Raw genomic sequence first — 18898 nt, forward strand, 5'->3', positions numbered from 1 at the left:
GGTGACCACACCCACCCCGGAGACCACCAACCCCGGCGCCGAGGACACCTGCCACGACGAGCAGGCCGACCACGGTTACATCACCGCCAAGGACGACTACCTCAAGCGGCTGCGCCGGATCGAGGGTCAGGCCCGCGGCCTGCAACGGATGGTCGAGGAAGAAAAGTACTGCATCGATATTCTCACCCAGGTTTCGGCGATGACCAAGGCGCTGCAGGCGGTCGCGATGGGCCTGCTGGAGGACCACATCGGGCACTGTGTCGTGAATGCCGCCGTCGCGGGCGGCCCCGAGGCCGAGGAGAAGCTCAAGGAGGCCACCGACGCGATCGCGCGCTTGGTCCGGTCCTGAGTTCCGGCCGTCAGGCCGATTCGGCCGGCACCGCCACCGGCTCGCGCCGCGCCACCCGGCCGCTCGGCACCCGGCAGGTCCGTTCCTCCGGCCGGGCCTGTTCCCGCGACGGCCGCGGCAGCAGCCGATCCACTTCCAGATCCGCGTAGATGAGGCCTTCCGCGCCTTCCACCAGCGGGGTCGCGAGCTCCGTACCGTCCGGGCCGTAGATCCGGGCGACCCCGCTACCGCCCCGGAGCAGCCGCTTGTCCGGAGCATCGGGGGCCCGGACCTCCCATCCCGCGACCTGCACCACGGCCGCCGGGGCCAGCACGTAGGCACCGCTCTCGACCGCGTACATCAGGCTGATCGCGTCGTTGACCTGCGGCCCGAGGCCTTGTCCGGCGCCCTGGAATATGGTGAAGCCCGGCCATGCCGCGATGTGGAACTGCTCGGCTTCCTGATACATGCGCTGGCGTAGCCCGAGGTTCAGATGCTCCCCGCCACCGAGCGCGCCGATCCGACCCAGTGCGGTGTCCTGCACCAGCAGACGGTCCGAGGCTGCCCGGAACACCGACCGTTCCAGCGGAGTGGGATCGGATTTGCGGGACACCGAGACCAAGCCCTCGTCGTCGATCAGGGCCTGGGCCATGAAGACGTCGTCACCGGACCGCTCACCGAAGCCGAGCACCACATGCATCCGGTGCCGCCGCGCCGCGGCCGCGATCGACCGGAGGTACACGCTGTCGCGGGTCATCGAGTTCTGCCGGTACCGGGCGATGAATTCGTCGCCCCAGGACACCGAATCGAGCCACATCCACCACGGGTAGCCGGGGACGAACGCCTCCGGGAAAGCGATCAGCCGGGCGCCGGCCGCGGCGGCCTCGGCGATATAGGCGGCCACCTGCTCCACACCGGCCGAGAGGTGCAGCCATTTCGGCTCCGCTTGCACCGCAGCCACCCGTACCGGTGTCGCCATCGTGTTCTCCCCTCATCCCTGGTGGTGGACCGCCTCCCAGCCTGCCGGGTGACTCGCGGGCCGAGTAGGTCAGTGCGTGCCATCCGTCGGACGAACTGTGCCAACCGACCGGAATTCACCCGGTGACATTCCCGTCTCCTCACGGAAGGCCCGGTACAACCGGCGCTCGTTGCCGAACCCGACCGCCCGGGCAACCCAGCCCGCCGACCGCGCCGGCTCCGCGACCAGTAGTCGCTTCGCCTGCTGCACCCGGATCCGGCGCAGGGCCGCCCCGACTCCCTCGCCGTGTTCGTCGAACAGGCGGTACAGGGTCCGGCGCGACACCAGGCAGGCGGCGGCGACATCGTCGACGGTGAGCGTCGGATCGGAATAGTGCTGAAGCAGGTAGCGGCGTACTTTCTCCCGCGTGAGGGCCTGAGCCGGTTTCTCCGCAGGCTGCTGACCGGACAGCAGCAGCACGGCGCCGGCCAGCAGGCTGCGCGCATGGTCGGCCAGCATCTGTGCTTGGGCCGGGGTCGTCTGCTGTAGCCGGGCGAGGTCGCGTACGAAGCCCGCCGCGGCCCCGCCTGCGGTGCACACGGGCACCGTCACAGCTGTCGGCAGCTCCGCGCGGCCGACCCCGGTTTCCTCGCGCAGCTGCCGATGCGGGATCTGCACCACCACCTGTTCCCAGTCGCCGGCGATCTCCCACTCGTAGCGCTGTGCGGTGTCGTAGAACACCATCTCACCGGGGTTCACCTGCGCCGTTCGGCCGTTCTGGGTCAACCGGCCGCTGCCGGCGGTGTGAATGCTGATCAGCAGATACTCGTCATCACTACGGCCGATCAATGCCGGGGTGCGCCGGACTCGCTGCCGGGTCGAACCGATGGTGGTCAGGTCGATACCGGGCAGATGCCCGTGCACGATCCGGCCGTGGAACCGCTGCTGCGGGTCGGGGGCCACCGCCAGCGGCACGTAGGTGTCCGACATCAGCGCTTCCCACTCCTCGAACGCCGAGCCCGGCCCGCTCCCGGTATCGCGCAGTTCGAGTCCGCGCCCCGGACCGCCGATTCCCATGATCATGCACCTCCCCGACGACCGATCTCGACAAAACGAACATTTCCATCATTCGCCGAACGGAGCACCGTGCCGGCATTTCGGCAGAATTCGCCGCTCCGTACAGCAATCTTCGGGCGATCGGACCTGGTACTTCGGTTCGGCATCAATGTTCCTCCGCCCGGTCACTCGTTTCCCGGAAGGCACCCGGACTCATTCCGACTTCACGACGGAACGCCCGATAGAAGCGGCGTTCCGAGCCGAATCCCGAGGCCGCCGCTATCTCGGCGACCGGCTCACCGGGCCGGGCGCGCAACAGATGGCAGGCGTGTGCGATCCGCATCCGGCGCAGCTCGGCGGCCGGGCCGCCGTCGAGGTCCGCACACACCCGGTACAGCGTGCGGCGCGAGACCCGGCAGGCCCGGGCGATCTCGTCGACCGTCAGCGCCGGGTCGGTGAAATTTCGCCGCAGATGCCCCAGCACCTGTTCCGCGGTGAGCACATCGTCGACCGGCGGTGGCGGTTCCTGCCCGGCGGCGATGACGACGGCGGAGGCCAGCAGGTCCGGGAGGTACCCGGCGAGCGCGGCGACCTCGGTGGGATTCTCGATCAGCTCGGCCAGGCGCTGCAGGAACCGCGCCACCACCCCACCGGCGCCGTCGGCCGGCAGCTGCACGATCCCCGGCAGCGACAGATCCGGCACACCGCTCGACTCCAGCACCCGCTGCTTCGGCACGGTCACGGTCACCGACCGGACATGCGCCGGACCACTGCGCCATTCCAGGGGTGTGGCGGTATCCGACAACACCAGGTTGCCCGGCGCCGCCATCTGGACCCGGCCGCCGTTGCGCAGGAAGGCCGGACCGGTCAGCGGAATACTGGCGATGATCCGGTGTTCGGTGGTGGCGGCGATGTGCTGCTCGGTCCGGCGCACCCGCTGGGCGACGGTCTCCGACTTCACGATCACGACCTCGCCGACCCGCAGTGCGGTCAGTCTCCCGTAGAACCCGGCGATATCGTCGGGCTGCACCGAGCCGTACACCAGAACCGAGCCGAGTGCCTCCGCCCAGTAATCGACCGCAGCAGCCCCCGTCAAACCGTCGGTGGACAGCACGATCGGTGTATTCACCACCTCGTCGATATCCACCACACTCCACGATGAGAACAATCGTCGAAGGCTGAAAACAGCCGGACCGCAACGATTCTAATCGATGACCGGAGCATTCCGGCAACACCGGCCGGGGTGCCGACTTCTACTGTTTATTGTTCAATCCGGCCGCCGGACAGTTATTCCACAATGCCGACATTGCCGAAATGAATTCAGTCGCCGCAACATCCCGGTCCGGTGGCCGGAACGGTGCGCATCTCCCTGGTCAGCGCGTTCCGAGCGGCCAGTTCGGCATCCGGCGGGTAGTCCACCGCCACCAAGCTCAGACCGTGTGCGGGCGCAACCGTCACCGAACTGGACCGGGACCGCTCCTGCAGCAGCCCGGCGACCCATTCCGGGGTGCGCCGCCCCTCCCCCACGGCCAGGACCGCACCCACCAGGCTGCGCACCATCGACCAGCAGAACGCGTCGGCACTGACATGTGCGGTCAGCTCGTGCCCTTCGCGCACCCAGTCGAAGCGCTGCAGCTCCCGCACCGTGGTCGCGCCCTCCCGGCGGCGGCAGAACGCCGCGAAATCGTGCAGGCCCAGCAATTCCCGGGACGCGGCCCGCATCCCGTGTATGTCGACCTCGGAACGGCAGGCCACCACGCTGCGGGCCCGCAGCGGATCGGCGCCGTACGGCGCGGTGGTCAGCCGGTAGACGTAGTGGCGGCGCACCGCCGAGAAGCGGGCATCGAACTCCGGGGGTGCCGGGCGGACCTCGGTGATCCGCACATCACGCGGCAGGAACCGGGCCATCCGGTGGCGCAGCTTCGCCGGATCCACCTCGGCGGTGGTGTCGAAGTGGGCCACTTGGCCCTCGGCGTGCACGCCGGCATCGGTCCGGCCGGCCACCGTCAGCTGAACCGGTTCACGGAACACCTTGGACAGCGATTCCTCGAGCGTGCCCTGCACCGTCCGCAACCCGGGCTGGCGCGCCCAGCCGGTGAAGTCGGTCCCGTCGTAGCTGATGTCCAGCCGCACCCTGGTCGTCGCCCGGCCCGGTGCCTCGTCCTGCTCCTGCACGCCGCTCATTCTCCCGCTCCTCGAAAGAACCGAGCCCGCCACTCCCGGAGTACGGGCGTGGCGGGCTCGGGTGTTCGACGCTCAGGCGTCCTTCTTGTCCTCGGCGGCCTCGTCGGCCTGCGCCTCGGCGGCCGGAGCCTCCTCGGCAGCCTCGGCGGCCGCCGGAGCAGCCTCCTCGGCCTTCTGCGACGCCGCGACCCGGCGAGCGCGATCGGCCTCGTCGGTGACGGTCTTCTCCCGCACCAGCTCGATCACGGCCATCGGGGCGTTGTCGCCCTTGCGCGGCAGCGTCTTGATGATCCGGGTGTAGCCACCATTGCGGCCCTCGAACGAGGGGCCGATCTCGGCGAACAGGGCGTGCACGACGTCCTTGTTGCGGATCACCTTGAGCACCTCACGACGGTCGGCCAGGGTGCCGGCCTTCGCCTTGGTGATGAGCTTCTCGGCGTAGGGGCGCACCGCCTTGGCCTTGGCCTCGGTGGTCGTGATCCGACCGTGCTCGAAGAGCGCCGTCGCCAGATTGGCGAAGATCGCCTTCTGGTGCGACGCCGACCCGCCGAAGCGAGCACCCTTCTTGGGCTTGGGCATTGTTTTCTCCTTGAGGGAAAGCCTGGGGTGCCTACCCCGTCGGCTTTAAAGCTGTTCGGTCTCGGCGTAGTCCTGCTCGCCGCCGTCGTCGTTGTTGAACGAGCCGCTGTCGCTCCACGTACCGGTGCTCGCGTCGTAACCCACGACCGAAGAGGGGTCGAACGACGCCGGGCTGTCCTTCAGGGACAGACCCAGGGCGTGCAGCTTGACCTTGACCTCGTCGATCGACTTCTGGCCGAAGTTGCGGATGTCGAGCAGGTCCGACTCGGTGCGGGCCACCAGCTCGCCCACCGTGTGCACACCCTCGCGCTTGAGGCAGTTGTAGGACCGGACGGTGAGGTCCAGATCCTCGATCGGCAGGCCGAAGGAGGCGATGTGATCCGCTTCCTGCGGCGAGGGGCCGATCTCGATGCCCTCGGCTTCGACGTTCAGCTCACGAGCCAGGCCGAACAGCTCGACCAGGGTCTTGCCCGCCGAGGCGAGCGCGTCCCGTGCGCTGATGGAGTTCTTGGTCTCCACGTCCAGGATGAGCCGGTCGAAGTCGGTCCGCTGCTCGACACGGGTGGCCTCGACCTTGTAGGTCACCTTGAGCACCGGCGAGTAGATCGAATCCACCGGGATCCGGCCGATTTCCGCGCCGGTCGCCTTGTTCTGCACGGCCGGGACGTAACCGCGGCCCCGCTCGACGACGAGCTCGATCTCGAGCTTGCCCTTGTCGTTCAGGGTGGCGATGTGCATATCCGGGTTGTGCACGATGACACCGGCAGGCGGCACGATGTCACCGGCGGTGACGGTGCCCGGACCCTGCTTGCGCACGTACATGGTGACCGGCTCGTCCTCCTCCGAGGACACGACCAGGCCCTTCAGGTTCAGGATGATGTCGGTGACATCCTCCTTCACCCCGGGCACGGTGGTGAACTCGTGCAGCACGCCGTCGATGCGGATGCTCGTCACCGCGGCCCCCGGAATCGAGGACAGCAGCGTACGCCGCAGCGAGTTGCCGAGCGTGTAACCGAAACCGGGCTCGAGCGGTTCGATGGTGAACTTCGAGCGGTTGTCGGCGATGACCTCTTCGGTCAGGGCCGGACGCTGGGAAATCAGCATGAGGATCTTCCTCCTGTCAGGGCGCCCGCTATTTGACGCCTGGTTGAGGGGTGTGCCGGCGGGTGCCGGACCGGTACGGACCGGTCGCCACCCGCCGCCGATCTACCCTTACTTCGAGTAGTACTCGACGATCAGCTGTTCCTGCAGCGGCACATCGATCTGTGCGCGCTCGGGCAGCTGGTGCACCAGAATGCGGAGCCGGCCGGGAACGACCTGCAGCCAGCCCGGGACCTGGCGATCGCCGAAGGTCTCGCGCGCCACCTGGAACGGCAGCATGCCGGCCGACTTCTCCTTGACATCGATGATGTCGTACTGGCTCACCTGGAAGCTGGGCACGTTGACGCTGACGCCGTTGACCACGAAGTGGCCGTGGCTGACCAGCTGCCGCGCCTGCCGGCGGGTACGGGCCAGGCCGGCGCGGTACACGACGTTGTCCAGCCGGGTCTCGAGCAGCCGGAGCAGGTTGTCACCGGTCTTGCCCTTGAGGCGGTTGGCCTCTTCGTAGTACCGGCGGAACTGCTTCTCCATGACGCCGTAGGAGAAGCGGGCCTTCTGCTTCTCCTGCAGCTGGAGCAGGTACTCGCTCTCCTTGATCCGCGCGCGGCCGTGCTGGCCGGGCGGGTACGGGCGACGCTCGAACGCCTGGTCGCCTCCGACGAGGTCGACACGAAGACGACGCGACTTGCGGGTGATGGGGCCGGTGTAACGGGCCATTTCGCTTTACCTTCCTTTCCCGCTAGACGCGACGCCGCTTGGGCGGACGGCAGCCGTTGTGCGGCTGCGGGGTGACATCGGAGATCGAGCCCACCTCGAGGCCGGCGGCCTGCAGCGAGCGGATCGCGGTCTCGCGGCCCGAACCCGGGCCCTTGACGAACACGTCGACCTTCTTCACACCGTGCTCCTGCGCCTTGCGGGCCGCGTTCTCGGCGGCCAGCTGCGCGGCGAACGGGGTCGACTTACGCGAGCCCTTGAAACCGACGTGGCCGGAGGACGCCCAGGAGATGACGTTGCCCTGCGGGTCGGTGATGGAGACGATCGTGTTGTTGAACGTGCTCCTGATGTGCGCGTTGCCGTGCGGGACGTTCTTCTTGTCCCTACGACGCGACTTCTGAGACTTCTTCGGGCCAGATGCCCGGCTCTTCGGAGGCATTCGCTATCCCTACTTCTTCTTACCGGCGACGGTCTTCTTCGGACCCTTGCGCGTACGCGCGTTGGTCTTGGTCCGCTGGCCACGAACGGGCAGACCGCGGCGGTGCCGGATGCCCTGGTAGCACTGGATCTCGATCTTGCGACGGATGTCGGCCTGCACCTCGCGGCGCAGGTCACCCTCGACCTTGAGATCCGAAGCCTCGATGTAGTCGCGAAGCTTGGTCAGGTCGTCGTCGCCGAGATCCTTCGAACGCAGGTCCGGGCTGACGCCGGTAGCCTCCAGGATCTCCTTGGAGCGGGTACGGCCGATGCCGTAGATGTAGGTGAGTGCGATCTCCATGCGCTTCTCGCGCGGGAGGTCGACGCCCATGAGACGTGCCATGTCGGCAGTTCCTTAACTGTTGCGGAGGTCTGCTCCCTGTCCGTCCCCCGTCTTGGGTGGGGCACCGGCCTCCGTGCCGGTGGTGGGCTCGCACACCCCGGACCGCTCCCGGAGGAGAGTCCGAATTTCCACAGCGTGCGGCTGGAGCTGGGAGTTCTTCTCTGTATGGCCAATCCGATCTCTTGCGATCGGTGCCCGGCGGTGAAGCGCGGTCAGCCCTGACGCTGCTTGTGGCGCAGGTTGTCGCAGATCACCATGACCCGGCCGTTACGGCGGATCACCTTGCACTTCTCGCAGATCTTCTTGACGCTCGGCTGAACCTTCACGTCCGTCCAATCTTGTTGTGGTGCCCACGGGTGTGGACACAGTTTTTCCCCAGCCTGTCGACTGGGGAAGTTTCAGTTGGTGCCACCGCCCGCTGCGCGGCGACGCCCGCCGGGGGTCCGGGGGCGGAGCCCGCCGGGCGGGGTGTGGGGGTTACTTGTATCGGTAGACGATCCGACCGCGGGACAGGTCGTACGGCGACAGCTCGACCACGACGCGGTCCTCGGGGAGGATGCGGATGTAGTGCTGCCGCATCTTCCCGCTGATGTGCGCGAGAACCTTGTGCCCGTTCTCGAGCTCGATCCGGAACATCGCATTGGGCAGCGGCTCGACAACTCGACCCTCGACCTCGATGGCCCCGTCTTTCTTCGCCATATCCTCCGCTATCCCGGTTAAGCTCAACCTTGAAGTTGGATGTCTGGTGTACTGGTTCGTGACAGCCATCACAACGGATGAACACACACGAACATCGGCACATAGGCGTACCGCCGCTCCAGCTTACCGACCTGCCGTCGGTAGAGCAAAACGCGCCCGGAGCACCCCGTTGCCGAGCCCTGCCGGGTGCCGGGTGACGGGCGCGGGTTGTCGCGTAAACTGACCGGCGTCCGAGTACGGGTCGAAATGATCGAGGGGGACGCGGTGAACGTGTGCGACCGGCAGGCCACCCGGCCCGCCCCGGCGCCGATCGGAGAGCTGTTGCCGAACGGGGAGACGCGGTGAGTCGCACCAACGACGACCTCCCGATGCTGCCACCGTGGCTGTCGGAGAACGAGGTCACCCAGGTCGGGTACAACGCGCCGGTCGAGAACCTCCCGCACGAGGAGCTGATCGACGACGCACCCAAACGCCGCCGCAAGGCTCGCGACGGCGAACCCCGCAAGGAGAAACGGCGCGGCTGGCGCCGCAACAAGAACACCGCCGCCGAGGACACGAGTGCCGAGACCGGCGATTCGGTCGCGCCGCCGGCACAGCACCCGGCACCCGGGCAGTGGGAACACCCCGACCGGACCCCCGACCCCACCGCCCGCCCGGGCGGTCCCGGACCCGCGCCCGACGGTTATCCGCAGTACGACCCCCGGACCGCCACACCGGCCGCCCCCCAGGAGCAGTCGCAGTCCGCCGAACCGGGGTACGCCACGCCGCCCGGCCGGACCCCGACCGGGCCCGGGCGCCCCCCGATGGGAGCACCCGGCGGAAACCCGGCGGGAGCCGTCGGCGCCTCGGCAGCCGGCAGCCAGGGCCCCGCACCCGAATTCCGCGCGGCGGGCTCGGCCGAGATTTCCGGGTTCCGTGCAGCGGGTTCGGACGACGCTTCTCGGTTGAGTACAGCAGGCCCGGATGACGCTCTCGGATCGGCATCGTCCGACCGACCGGCCGCTTCCGGTGCGGCAGGCTGGGGCCCCACTCAGCCCGGCCCGGGGGTTCCGCCGACGCATGCCCCGGGGGGTCCACCGACACCCGGACCGACGCCGCACTCGGGACCGGCCGGCGGCGATTCACCGGTCGGCAGCAGCCCGGTGCCGCACCCGAGTACCTCCACGGCGCCGCAACCAAATACTTCCGCACCGATGCCCGGGGCCCCCGCAACCGGGTCGCCTGATACCGGCCCCGCGGCAGGCACCGGGCCGGTTCCGCCGGCCGATTCCCCCGCCCCGGCATCGGGCGATGCCGCTGGCCGGCCGGCCGCCGAGCATTCGTCCGCCAAGACCGGGGCAGGCCCCGTTGCTCCGGCTTCCGGCGATCCGAGCACTCGCGAGCCCGCCGGGTCCACTACCCAGCCGACCCCCGCCCACTCGTCCGCCGGACCGGCAGCGGATCCCCGGTCCGCCTCCGGTTCCGGAGCGGACGGTCCGCAGGTACCAGGGCCCAACGCACCGGCTCCGCCGACCGCCACTTCCGGGAACGCGCAGATGCCACGGCAGGCCGCCGGCGGCCTGCCGACGCGCACCCCGGGCGAGCAGGCCGAAGGTTTCGCCCCGCTCGGGGCCCGCAATCTGCCCGATCTGCCGCCACCGCCGGACGCATCCGCGACACCACCCGACCCGACACCGGCCGACGAAGCGCCACCCGCCTGGTTGAACGGCCCGGTCGATTCGTCCCCCACCGCGTCCCCCGGCAACGAAGCGGACGCCCGGCCCACAGCTCCCGCCCGCTTGCCCGCACCTCGGGGCACCGCACGCACCGAACAACCGGACAGCCGCGACGATGCGTCGACCGGCGGACGTCGAGACCCGGCGGCCCCGACATCGGCTGCGCGGGCCGCCGAGGATCAGCCGTCTGCATCCACCGCTGCCGGGCCCGGAGCCGGCAGCCACGGTCCCGCGAGCGCCGAACCGGAGCGTCCGGCCGGGCCGAGCACCGGCCGACAGCAGCCCATCGGGACCGAGTCGGGCGCCTCGGCAGCCGGCGGTTCGGCCGGGTCCTCCCCGTCCGGCACACCCGGCTCGGCGGTATCGCCGTCTCCGGATGCGACCGGCGAGGCACGCCGTCACGAGGGTGCCGCGTCGCACGGATTCGAGGGCTCCGACACTGCCGAAGCCGGCCCGGTACCCGGATCCACCGCCGACCCACGAGGCGAGCACACCCCGGCGACCCCGCCCCGGCCCGCAGCGTCGGCCACACCGGATCCCTCGGCCACCGAGCCGGGCCGTCGGCGCGCCCGGCACCGGCTCGAATCCGACGAGCACGTGGCCGGCACACCGCTGTCGGCGGCCGCTGCGCACACAGCCGCAGCGACGCCCGGCGAACCCCAGCAGTCCACGGCACCGTCATCGGCCTCTCGAGCGCGTTCACCGCAACCGTTCCCGGCCGAGACACCGACCCCGGCACCCTCACCCGGCCCGCCATCGGCTCCCGGTCGACCAGCAGCCGAATCGAGGCCCCCCGCCGAGTCCGCCCCGACGCCCACCGCCGACACAACGGCCCCGCCGACCAGTGGAGCCGGTGCGGCACACGCGGCAACCGGCACGCCTGCTCCGGCCGCCTCCGACGCAACTCCCGCGCCTGCCGGAGGGGCGGACGCGACGCGCACAGCCGCAGCGGCGCACCCACCAGCCGGCCACCCAACCAGCGGACCGAGCGCTCACACACCACCCGCCACCGGCACGGCGCCGGAACCCACCGGAGCAGCTACGGCGACGCCTCCGGTAGGCGCAGCACACCCGCCGCCCGGCTACGCATCCGCCGAACCGGACACTCCTGCGCCGACGGCTGCCGAGGTGCGCCGGACCGACGCAACGTCATCGACCGCGGCACCGACATCGGCGCAGGGCGAGGCGGTCGGCCCGCCGGCCGACACTCCGGCCTGGTCCAGTTCGACGCCTGCGGCCGATGGCCCGCGGTTCGGCGCCGGACAGCCGCCGCAGGGCCCGGCAGCAGGTCCCCCCGGTGACAGCTGGGCCGCTTCGATCAACGGTGGCGCGGCGGTATCCGGTCCCGAGACGCCGCCCGGATATCGGCCGTCCGGCCCCGGATACGGGCCGACCGCCCCGCAGGGCGGCGCCGACCGACCGGGCCCCGGTCCCGGGTACGGGCCCGCGCCGTCGTACCCCGGAACCGGTGACAACCATCCGATCCCGGGCCCCGGATACGGTGCGGCACCGGCGGATCCCCATCGCGCGGCACCGGGCCCCGGATACGGCCCGGCCCAGAATCCGCCGAATACCGGTGAGCACCACCCGATCCCGGGACAGCGCGGCGGGCCGCCGCCCGCCGCGCCCCAGGGTGGTCAGCAGTGGGGTGCGCCGCAGGGACAGTTCCAGCCACCGTCGCTGGAGAACGTGCCGGTCAAGCGGGCCAAGAAGGCGCCGGGCAGCGGCTGGCGCAAGGCCGTGCATCACGTATCCGGCGGTGCCATCAACCCCGGCATGTCGGCGGAAGAACGCCGGTTGCAGGAGCTGGTGGCCCGGATCCGGCAGCCGGTGCGCGGCGACTACCGGATCGCGGTGCTGTCGTTGAAGGGCGGGGTCGGCAAGACGACCACCACCATGGGACTCGGCTCGATCTTCGCGTCGATCCGTGGCGACCGGGTGATCGCGGTGGACGCGAACCCAGACTTCGGCACCCTCTCGCAACGGGTGTCGCTGCAGACCCGGTCCACCGTGCGGGATCTGCTGCTGGACTCGTCGATCGAGCGATACTCGGATGTCCGCCGGCACACCTCACAAGGTTCGAGCCGACTGGAAGTCCTTGCCAGCGAGCGCGATCCGGCGGCGTCCGAGGCGTTCAACGACGAGGAGTACCGGGCCGTCGCCCGCATCCTGCAGCGTTTCTACAACATCATTCTCACCGACTGCGGCACCGGACTGATGCACTCGGCGATGACCGGCGTACTGGATCTGGCGCATTCGCTGGTGCTGATCTCGTCGGCGGCGATTGACGGCGCCCGCAGTGCCGCGGCCACCCTGGACTGGTTGTCCCTGCACGGCCACGACCACCTGGTCCGCAACGCCGTCGTGGTGATCAACCTGCCCCGGGAGGGTTCCCCGAACGTGGGGGTGCAGCAGCTGCGCGAGTACTTCCTGTCCCGGTGCCGGGCAGTGCACATCATCCCCTACGACGCCCATCTTTCCGAGGGCTCCGAGATCGATCTGCACCGCCTGCACAAGACCACCAAGCGTGCCTACGTGGAGCTGGCCGCGACGGTGGCGGACGAGTTCGCCACCGGCCGGCGCAGCTACTACTGACCCGCCGGCCTGCCGATCACCATTCCGGCAGCCGGCGGTGCCCGGCGAGCACATCGCGCACCAGGTCGTCGTAGGCATCGGCGAGTTCGGCGAGGTGGTGCCAGGCGCCGTGCAGTTGTTCGTCGTGGGCGGCCCGGGTCATCAGGGCGTGGTGGGCCTGCACCGACGACTCGGCGAGCCGATCGAGGACCGCGCCGACGGTTTCGGTGTGCAGGGTGGCGCCGAGCCGATGCTGCGGCACGTTGTGCAGCACCCAGTCGTCGATGGCCATCACCAATTCGCCACGGCGCCGGTCGATATCGCGCAGTACGCCGGGGTCGGTCTCGCGCAGCCCGCCGCGCCCGACGCAGCGCCGTTCGTGCAGCACCGCGAGATCACGGGACAGCCAGAGCAGTGGCCCACCGACCACCCGGTGACCGCGACACGCCCGGACGACGAGATCGGAAGGCGGAAGCGGAACCGCCTCCGGATCGGGCGCCACCGGGTCGATACACCGCGGTGTATCGGGGAAAGCCATTACGACTGTGGAACTCTCCGAACCTGCCACGTTGCCTCGCCGTCGTCGCTGCACAACACCGGATCAGAACGTTCATTACAATAAACCTCTGAACCAACCTGTCAAGCGTTACCCGGCCGTAGGAAGTGGCGAAGAGTACACTTCGTTACCTGCACGACTGACCGAGGAGCATGATGGCGGACGGTCCGACCTACCTCCGTATCGCAGACCTCCTCCGCGAGGAGATCCGCGCGGGTACCTGGAAGCCGGGCGACCGGCTACCGAGTCATTCCGAACTCGCGCAGCAGATGCAGGTCTCGATCACGACTGCACGCAACGCGATCCAGATCCTGGTTGCCGAAAACCTGGTCTATACAGCTACTTCCCGCGGGACCATCGTCCGAAACCAGGAAGTTCTGGAATCGGTTGTCACCGATCATATCCGGCGCGATCGACCCCGGTCCGGACACGACATCTTCGAAGAGATCGCCCGTGCCGCCAACCGGGAACCGAGCAAGGAGTTCAGTACCCGGATGGAACCGGCCGACGCCCGGGTCGCCCACTGGCTCGGTGTTCGCGAGGACTCCTGGGTGCTCGCCCGCACCGTGGTCCAGTACCTGGATCACGAGCCCTGGTCCTGGGAGGTCAGCTTCTACCCGCGCGACCTCGCCGAGGCGGCCGGCATCGACTCGCCCCACGACATCCCCGAAGGCACCACCCGCCGGCTCGCCGACCGCGGCTACCGCGAGACCGCGCACCGCGACACCGTGCAGGCGCGGCCCGCCACCGCCGAGGAGGCCGCGGTGCTCGGCGTCGCCACCGGTACCGTGCTGCTGGACCAGCTGCGCATCGGCGCCACCCATCAACGGGTCACCCGCGCGACCCGGCACCGTTCCCAGGCCAACCGGAACCGGCTGGCCTATCAACTCGGCGATGCGGAAGGCGCAGCGGTGATCGCGCGCACCCTCGGCATCGCACCGGGTACCGGCACCAGCGTGCCATGAACGCCACGATCCGCCGGGCCGAGCTCGGCGATCTGCCGCTGATCTGCCGGCTCCGGGTGCAGCGAACCGCCTGGCTCACCGCTCGCGGCTCGGATCAGTGGACGGTCGCCGGCCGCGGGCGGCCGATCGAGATCTTCGCCCGCACCGTCGGCCGCTCACTCGACGCCGGTGAGACCTGGATCGCCGAACTCGACGGCACCCCGGCCGGGACCATCACCGTGAACGGCCGTGCCGACCCCGGCCTGTGGGCGCCCTGGGAGCTGGCCGAATCGGTGATCGTGCATTTCATGATCGTCGACCTGCGCTTCGCCGGGCGCCGGATCGGGCACCGGATGCTCGCGCACGCCGCCGATGTGGCCCGGCACCGGCAACGCGACTGGGTTCGCTTGGATGCCTGGACCACCAACCCGGGGTTGCACGAGTACTACCGGCGGGCCGGGTTCCGGCTGGCCCGGATCGCCGGGCCGGGTGCGAGCGGACCGTCCTGTGCCCTGTTCGAGCGCCGGACCGACAGCTGGCGAGCGGACACCCGGTCACCGGCGCAGCTGGCCGAGCGGACCGGGTGACGCGCGGTCTCACAGCCCCGGCAGGTCGGCGATGTGCACCATCTCCACGCCCCGGCTCCGGGACACCAGGGTGCCGCGGCCCGGCGGCAGCTTCGTCGGGCGTACATCGCCGATGAGTTTGCCCTCGTCCCGTGGACCGCTCATGATCAGCGTTTCCACCGACAGGTTCTTCATCGCGCCGAGGATCGGATCGTAGAGCGCCCGGGAGACGCCGCCGATGCGACGGGTGACGATGAGGTGCATCCCGATGTCCCGGGCCTGCGGCAGGTACTCCAGTAGAGGCGCGAACGGATTGCCTCCACCGGCGACCACCATGTCGTAATCGTCGACGACGATGTAGATCTCCGGACCGCTCCACCAGCTGCGTTCCCGCAACTGCTGGGGCGTGATATCCGACCCTGGGATACGTTTGGCCAGGTAGTTGGCCACCTCGGCGATCATCGGCCCGCAGGTTTGCGACGAGGTCGAATACCCGGCCAGCTGGTCGCCCTCGAGGATCCCCAGCATCGTTCGCCGGTAATCGATGAGAATCACCCGAGCCTCGTCGGCATCCGACTGTTCGGCAATGCCGGTGACAATGTTGCGCAGCAGAGTGGTCTTGCCGCATTCCACGTCGGCGAACGCCATGAAGTGCGGTTCGGCGCCGAAATCGAGTACCAGCGGCTGCAGCTCGGACTCTCCCAACCCGACGACCACCCTCGTCCGGCTGAGCTCGACCCCCCACTCGCGGGCGGTCCGCAGTACCTCGGTGCGCGGGATCTGCAACGGCAGCATCCGGACCTCGGGTGCCCGCCGTTCGCCGTAGAGCGCGGTGAGTTCGGCGGCGGCCCGGGATACGCCGTCGGCCACCGTCGCGGCATCGGAATCCGAATCCAGGCGGGGCAATGCGACCAGCATGTGCAGCTGGTCGGGGGTGAGACCCCGACCCGGCCGACCGACGGGGACCTGGTGCGCGACCCGTCGTCCCATCTCCGAATCCGACGGATCACCGAGGCGCAGTTCCAGCCTGGTGCCGATTTGGTCCTTGATCACCGGGCGGATCTCTGCCCACCGTGAGGCCCCGATCATCAGATGGATGCCATAGGAGAGCCCCTGCGCGGCGATCGCGTTGATCGATCCCTCGAGCAGGTCGAACTCTTCGCGGATGGTGGACCAGCCGTCTACGACGAGGAACACGTCCCCGAATGGGTCGGCGGCCAGCGGATCGGCTCCGTCGTCGGCAGTGCCGTTGACTCGGCGGGCCTCCTGCGCGGCGAACTTCCGCCGCCGGAACTCGGCCATCGACTCGATGCCGAGCTCGGTGAACCGCTCCTCCCGCTGCCGCAACAAGGTGGTCAGTTCGGCGATGGTGCGCCGCACCCGATCGGCATCGAGCCGGCCCGCCACCGACCCGACGTGTGGCACCCCGGCCAATCCGGCCATGCTGCCGCCACCGAAGTCGAGGCAGTAGAACTGCACCTGCTCCGGGGTGTGGGTGGCGGCGGCCGCCATGATGATGGTTCGCAGCGTTGTGGATTTGCCCGACTGTGGACCGCCGACGACCGCGACATTGCCCTGCGCCCCTGCCAGTCCGACGGTGAGCACATCGCGCCGCTGTTCGTAGGGCTTGTCGATGACGCCGATCGGCATCCATAGCTGGCCGTGCCGGTTGACCGGCGAACGCCAATCCGGTTCGGGCAGGAGCATGTCCGCGGTGGGCGATTCGTCCAGCGGCGGCAGCCAGACTTCGTGCGCCGGACGGCCGTGACCGGTCAGCCGGGACACCACGACGTCCAGCAGGGTATCCGGAACACCCTCTTCGGCCGGCACCTCGGGCACGGCGGCGGACGGGGGTGGGGGCAGTTCGAGCGGGTCGAAGACGGGCTCGGGCGGCGTAGCGGCGGTCTCGGGGTCCGGCAACTCCACCGCCGATGCGGAGAACACCACCGGCCGCTGGGTGACCACCGGCTCGCCGTCCTCGCGCACCGTCCCGGAGACCGGCGCCACATACGGCCCGGACACATAGCTGGCGTTGAACCGGAGCGGTTCGGAGGCATCGCTCTTGAGATAGCCGGCACCGGGCACGCTGGGCAGGTGATAGGCATCGGTGATGCCCAGCACGGCCCGGGACTCGTTGGCGGAGAAGGTGCGCAGGCCGATCCGGTAGGACAGATGCGATTCCAATCCGCGCAGCTTGTTCTCCTCGAGTCGCTGCGATGCGAGCAGCAGATGCACGTGCAGCGACCGCCCCAAGCGGCCGATCATCACGAACAGCTCGGCGAAATCGGGTTTCTGCGAGAGCAGTTCGGAGAACTCGTCGACGACGACGAACAATGCCGGCAACGGATCGAGCGGCACCCCCGCCGCCCGCGCCTTCTCGTAGTCGGTGACGTTGGCGTAGTTACCGGCTGAGCGCAACAGTTCCTGTCGCCGATTCATCTCGCCTGCCAGGGCGTCCTTCATCCGGTCGACCAACGAGAGTTCCTCTTCGAGGTTGGTGATGACCGCCGAGACGTGTGGCAGGGAGTCCAGCCCCAGGAAGGTCGCACCACCTTTGAAGTCGACCAGCACCAGGTTCAGCGCGTCCGGCGAGTGAGTGGCGACCAACGACAACACCAGAGTGCGCAGGAACTCCGACTTGCCGGAGCCGGTGGCGCCGATGCACAGGCCGTGTGGGCCCATTCCGTTCTCCGCGGATTCCTTGATGTCGATCTCCACCGGCTGCCCATCCGGTGTGGTTCCGATCGGAACCCGTAGCCGCTCCCGGGCGGTCCGCGGGCGCCACACGCGCGCCGGGTCGATCTGCGCGGCATCCGGAATCCGCAGCAGTGACATCAGGCCGGGGTCTGCGACGACGCCGTCGTCGAGGGTGACCATCTGTGCAGCGGTGGCGAGCCGATAGCGGGCCATGATGCGGGCGAAGGCCGCCGCTTCGGTGACATCGACCCGATCCGCCACGGCGAACCGTTCGGTTCCCGCGGAACTGCGGGCAGCGATCTGCCCGTCTTCGACGACCAACTGGAGGCCACGCCGAGCGGCCAGGCTCGATTCCTGCGGGGACAGGTCCACGACGGTCACAGAGTCGAGACCGGATTCACTGATCAGCCGTTCGTTGCCGCTCACGTAACCGTCGTCGAGCACCACGACGATATGGGCACGACCGGCTGTCGGCTGCGGGTTGCGCATGAACCGGCCGCGGTCGTCCAGCTCGTCCCCCAACGCCGATTCCAGTTCGCTCAGTGAGGTGTACATCATCCGCGCCGTGCCCATGCCGTCGCGGTGAACCGGATGCTGCACATGCGGCAGCCACTTGGCCCAGTCCCAGCTCGCGTCGGGATCGGCGCATACGAAAGCGACGATCAGCTGATCGGGGCCGTGGAAAGTGACCAGTTCCATCACCATCGACCGGACCAGCATCCGGGCCTCAGCCTCGACGCCGGCGATGTCGATCGCCGGAAAGGCGCGCAGTGAGACGGCGGTGGGCAGGTGGTGCACGACCGAATGGGTCCGCACGAACCGACGCAACGCCACGGTGGACACCGGTTCCAGATCTTCGAGCGGTCCGGTCTCGGGCCGGGCCAATTTCGTAGCCAGCCGATGACTGCCGATTCCGACCCGGACGTGGCCGAAGTCCGCATCCGGAGGGCGGCGCTCCCACATCCGCCGGGTGCCGATCAGCGACACCAGGTCGGCCGGCTCCGGGTGGCTCCAGGTCAGTGTGTCCAGCTGTTTGATTCCGGTACGGCGGACATCCTTGCGGACTTGGTCCAGGTACCGGAAGTAGTCCTTGCGTTCCTCGTTGAGCTCTACAGCTCTTTTCGGGCCGCCGCCCCGCATACCCATCATCATGCCGACCATCGACATCAGCATCATCATCGGGAACATCATCATCATGGGGTTCGCGAACAGGTTGCGCCCCATGGTGGCCATCATCGCGATCATGCCGATGACCGCAACCACCATGATGATCGGCATCAGCTTCATCAGCAGCGGAGCCGGGATCGGCCGCTCGATCTCGGGCGGCGCGGTCAGGGCTACCTCGCCACCCGGTGCACGCGGCGGGGCGATCCGGGGACGGCGGACGAAACCTACTGAAGCCATGGC

Annotated in this window: 16 protein-coding genes and 1 pseudogene; 4 read left to right on the top strand and 13 right to left on the bottom strand. The window is 69.1% G+C overall.

Going from position 1 to position 18898, the window contains the following annotated elements; genetic code table 11:
- Position 1: 1 nt before the first annotated feature.
- Positions 2-349: a metal-sensitive transcriptional regulator gene (locus AC1HFH_RS23220; RefSeq protein ID WP_480244904.1), complete on the top strand. Its 348-nt coding sequence runs from the start codon at positions 2-4 to the stop codon at positions 347-349.
- 10 nt (positions 350-359) lie between these two features.
- Here the strand turns inward: AC1HFH_RS23220 and AC1HFH_RS23225 are convergent, their stop codons facing one another.
- The 11 genes from AC1HFH_RS23225 to infA form a co-directional block, all read right to left on the bottom strand.
- Positions 360-1307: a nitrilase-related carbon-nitrogen hydrolase gene (locus AC1HFH_RS23225; RefSeq protein WP_480244905.1), complete on the bottom strand. Its 948-nt coding sequence runs from the start codon at positions 1305-1307 to the stop codon at positions 360-362.
- Positions 1308-1376: 69 nt separating this feature from the next.
- Complete coding sequence (locus tag AC1HFH_RS23230; RefSeq protein WP_480244906.1) at positions 1377-2369, bottom strand: AraC family transcriptional regulator; 993 nt, start codon at positions 2367-2369, stop codon at positions 1377-1379.
- Positions 2370-2508: 139 nt separating this feature from the next.
- Positions 2509-3510: a helix-turn-helix transcriptional regulator gene (locus tag AC1HFH_RS23235; RefSeq protein ID WP_480244907.1), complete on the bottom strand. Its 1002-nt coding sequence runs from the start codon at positions 3508-3510 to the stop codon at positions 2509-2511.
- Between the two features lie 152 nt (positions 3511-3662).
- Positions 3663-4526: a tRNA pseudouridine(38-40) synthase TruA gene (truA, locus tag AC1HFH_RS23240; RefSeq protein ID WP_480244908.1), complete on the bottom strand. Its 864-nt coding sequence runs from the start codon at positions 4524-4526 to the stop codon at positions 3663-3665.
- 72 nt (positions 4527-4598) lie between these two features.
- Positions 4599-5105, bottom strand: a complete 507-nt coding sequence (gene rplQ / locus AC1HFH_RS23245; protein ID WP_480244909.1) for a 50S ribosomal protein L17 — start codon at positions 5103-5105, stop codon at positions 4599-4601.
- 45 nt (positions 5106-5150) lie between these two features.
- Positions 5151-6209, bottom strand: coding sequence for a DNA-directed RNA polymerase subunit alpha (locus tag AC1HFH_RS23250; protein WP_480244910.1), 1059 nt, complete (start codon positions 6207-6209; stop codon positions 5151-5153).
- A gap of 108 nt (positions 6210-6317) precedes the next feature.
- Positions 6318-6923, bottom strand: a complete 606-nt coding sequence (gene rpsD, locus AC1HFH_RS23255) for a 30S ribosomal protein S4 (RefSeq protein WP_480244911.1) — start codon at positions 6921-6923, stop codon at positions 6318-6320.
- 22 nt (positions 6924-6945) lie between these two features.
- The gene (gene rpsK, locus AC1HFH_RS23260; protein WP_480244912.1) at positions 6946-7359 is read right to left on the bottom strand and encodes a 30S ribosomal protein S11; all 414 of its coding nucleotides are present in this window, start codon (positions 7357-7359) and stop codon (positions 6946-6948) included.
- Between the two features lie 9 nt (positions 7360-7368).
- Positions 7369-7740 (bottom strand): 30S ribosomal protein S13, encoded by a 372-nt coding sequence (gene rpsM, locus AC1HFH_RS23265; RefSeq protein WP_480244913.1) that lies wholly within the window; start codon positions 7738-7740, stop codon positions 7369-7371.
- A 212-nt stretch (positions 7741-7952) separates the two neighbouring features.
- The gene (gene rpmJ, locus AC1HFH_RS23270) at positions 7953-8066 is read right to left on the bottom strand and encodes a 50S ribosomal protein L36 (RefSeq protein WP_025347279.1); all 114 of its coding nucleotides are present in this window, start codon (positions 8064-8066) and stop codon (positions 7953-7955) included.
- A gap of 151 nt (positions 8067-8217) precedes the next feature.
- A complete protein-coding gene (gene infA / locus AC1HFH_RS23275) occupies positions 8218-8439 on the bottom strand; it encodes a translation initiation factor IF-1 (protein WP_003418601.1) in 222 nt (73 codons plus the stop codon).
- Between the two features lie 3218 nt (positions 8440-11657).
- Here infA and AC1HFH_RS23280 point away from each other — a divergent pair.
- Positions 11658-12749, top strand: a pseudogene (locus AC1HFH_RS23280) (nucleotide-binding protein); the annotation flags it as partial.
- Between the two features lie 16 nt (positions 12750-12765).
- Here the strand turns inward: AC1HFH_RS23280 and AC1HFH_RS23285 are convergent.
- Entirely contained in the window at positions 12766-13266 is a 501-nt protein-coding gene (locus AC1HFH_RS23285) for a DUF4254 domain-containing protein (RefSeq protein ID WP_480244914.1), read from the bottom strand.
- A 173-nt stretch (positions 13267-13439) separates the two neighbouring features.
- Here AC1HFH_RS23285 and AC1HFH_RS23290 point away from each other — a divergent pair, with 173 nt between their 5' ends.
- Both AC1HFH_RS23290 and AC1HFH_RS23295 read left to right on the top strand, forming a co-directional pair.
- Entirely contained in the window at positions 13440-14249 is an 810-nt protein-coding gene (locus tag AC1HFH_RS23290; protein WP_480244915.1) for a GntR family transcriptional regulator, read from the top strand.
- The gene (locus tag AC1HFH_RS23295; protein ID WP_480244916.1) at positions 14246-14815 is read left to right on the top strand and encodes a GNAT family N-acetyltransferase; all 570 of its coding nucleotides are present in this window, start codon (positions 14246-14248) and stop codon (positions 14813-14815) included. Before AC1HFH_RS23290 ends, AC1HFH_RS23295 begins: the two co-directional genes overlap by 4 nt.
- Positions 14816-14824: 9 nt before the next feature.
- Here the strand turns inward: AC1HFH_RS23295 and eccCa are convergent, their stop codons facing one another.
- On the bottom strand, positions 14825-18895 hold the full coding sequence (gene eccCa / locus AC1HFH_RS23300) for a type VII secretion protein EccCa (RefSeq protein WP_480244917.1): 4071 nt from the start codon (positions 18893-18895) through the stop codon (positions 14825-14827).
- Between the last annotated feature and the right edge of the window lie 3 nt (positions 18896-18898).

Source organism: Nocardia sp. KT25-26, from assembly GCF_056627695.1.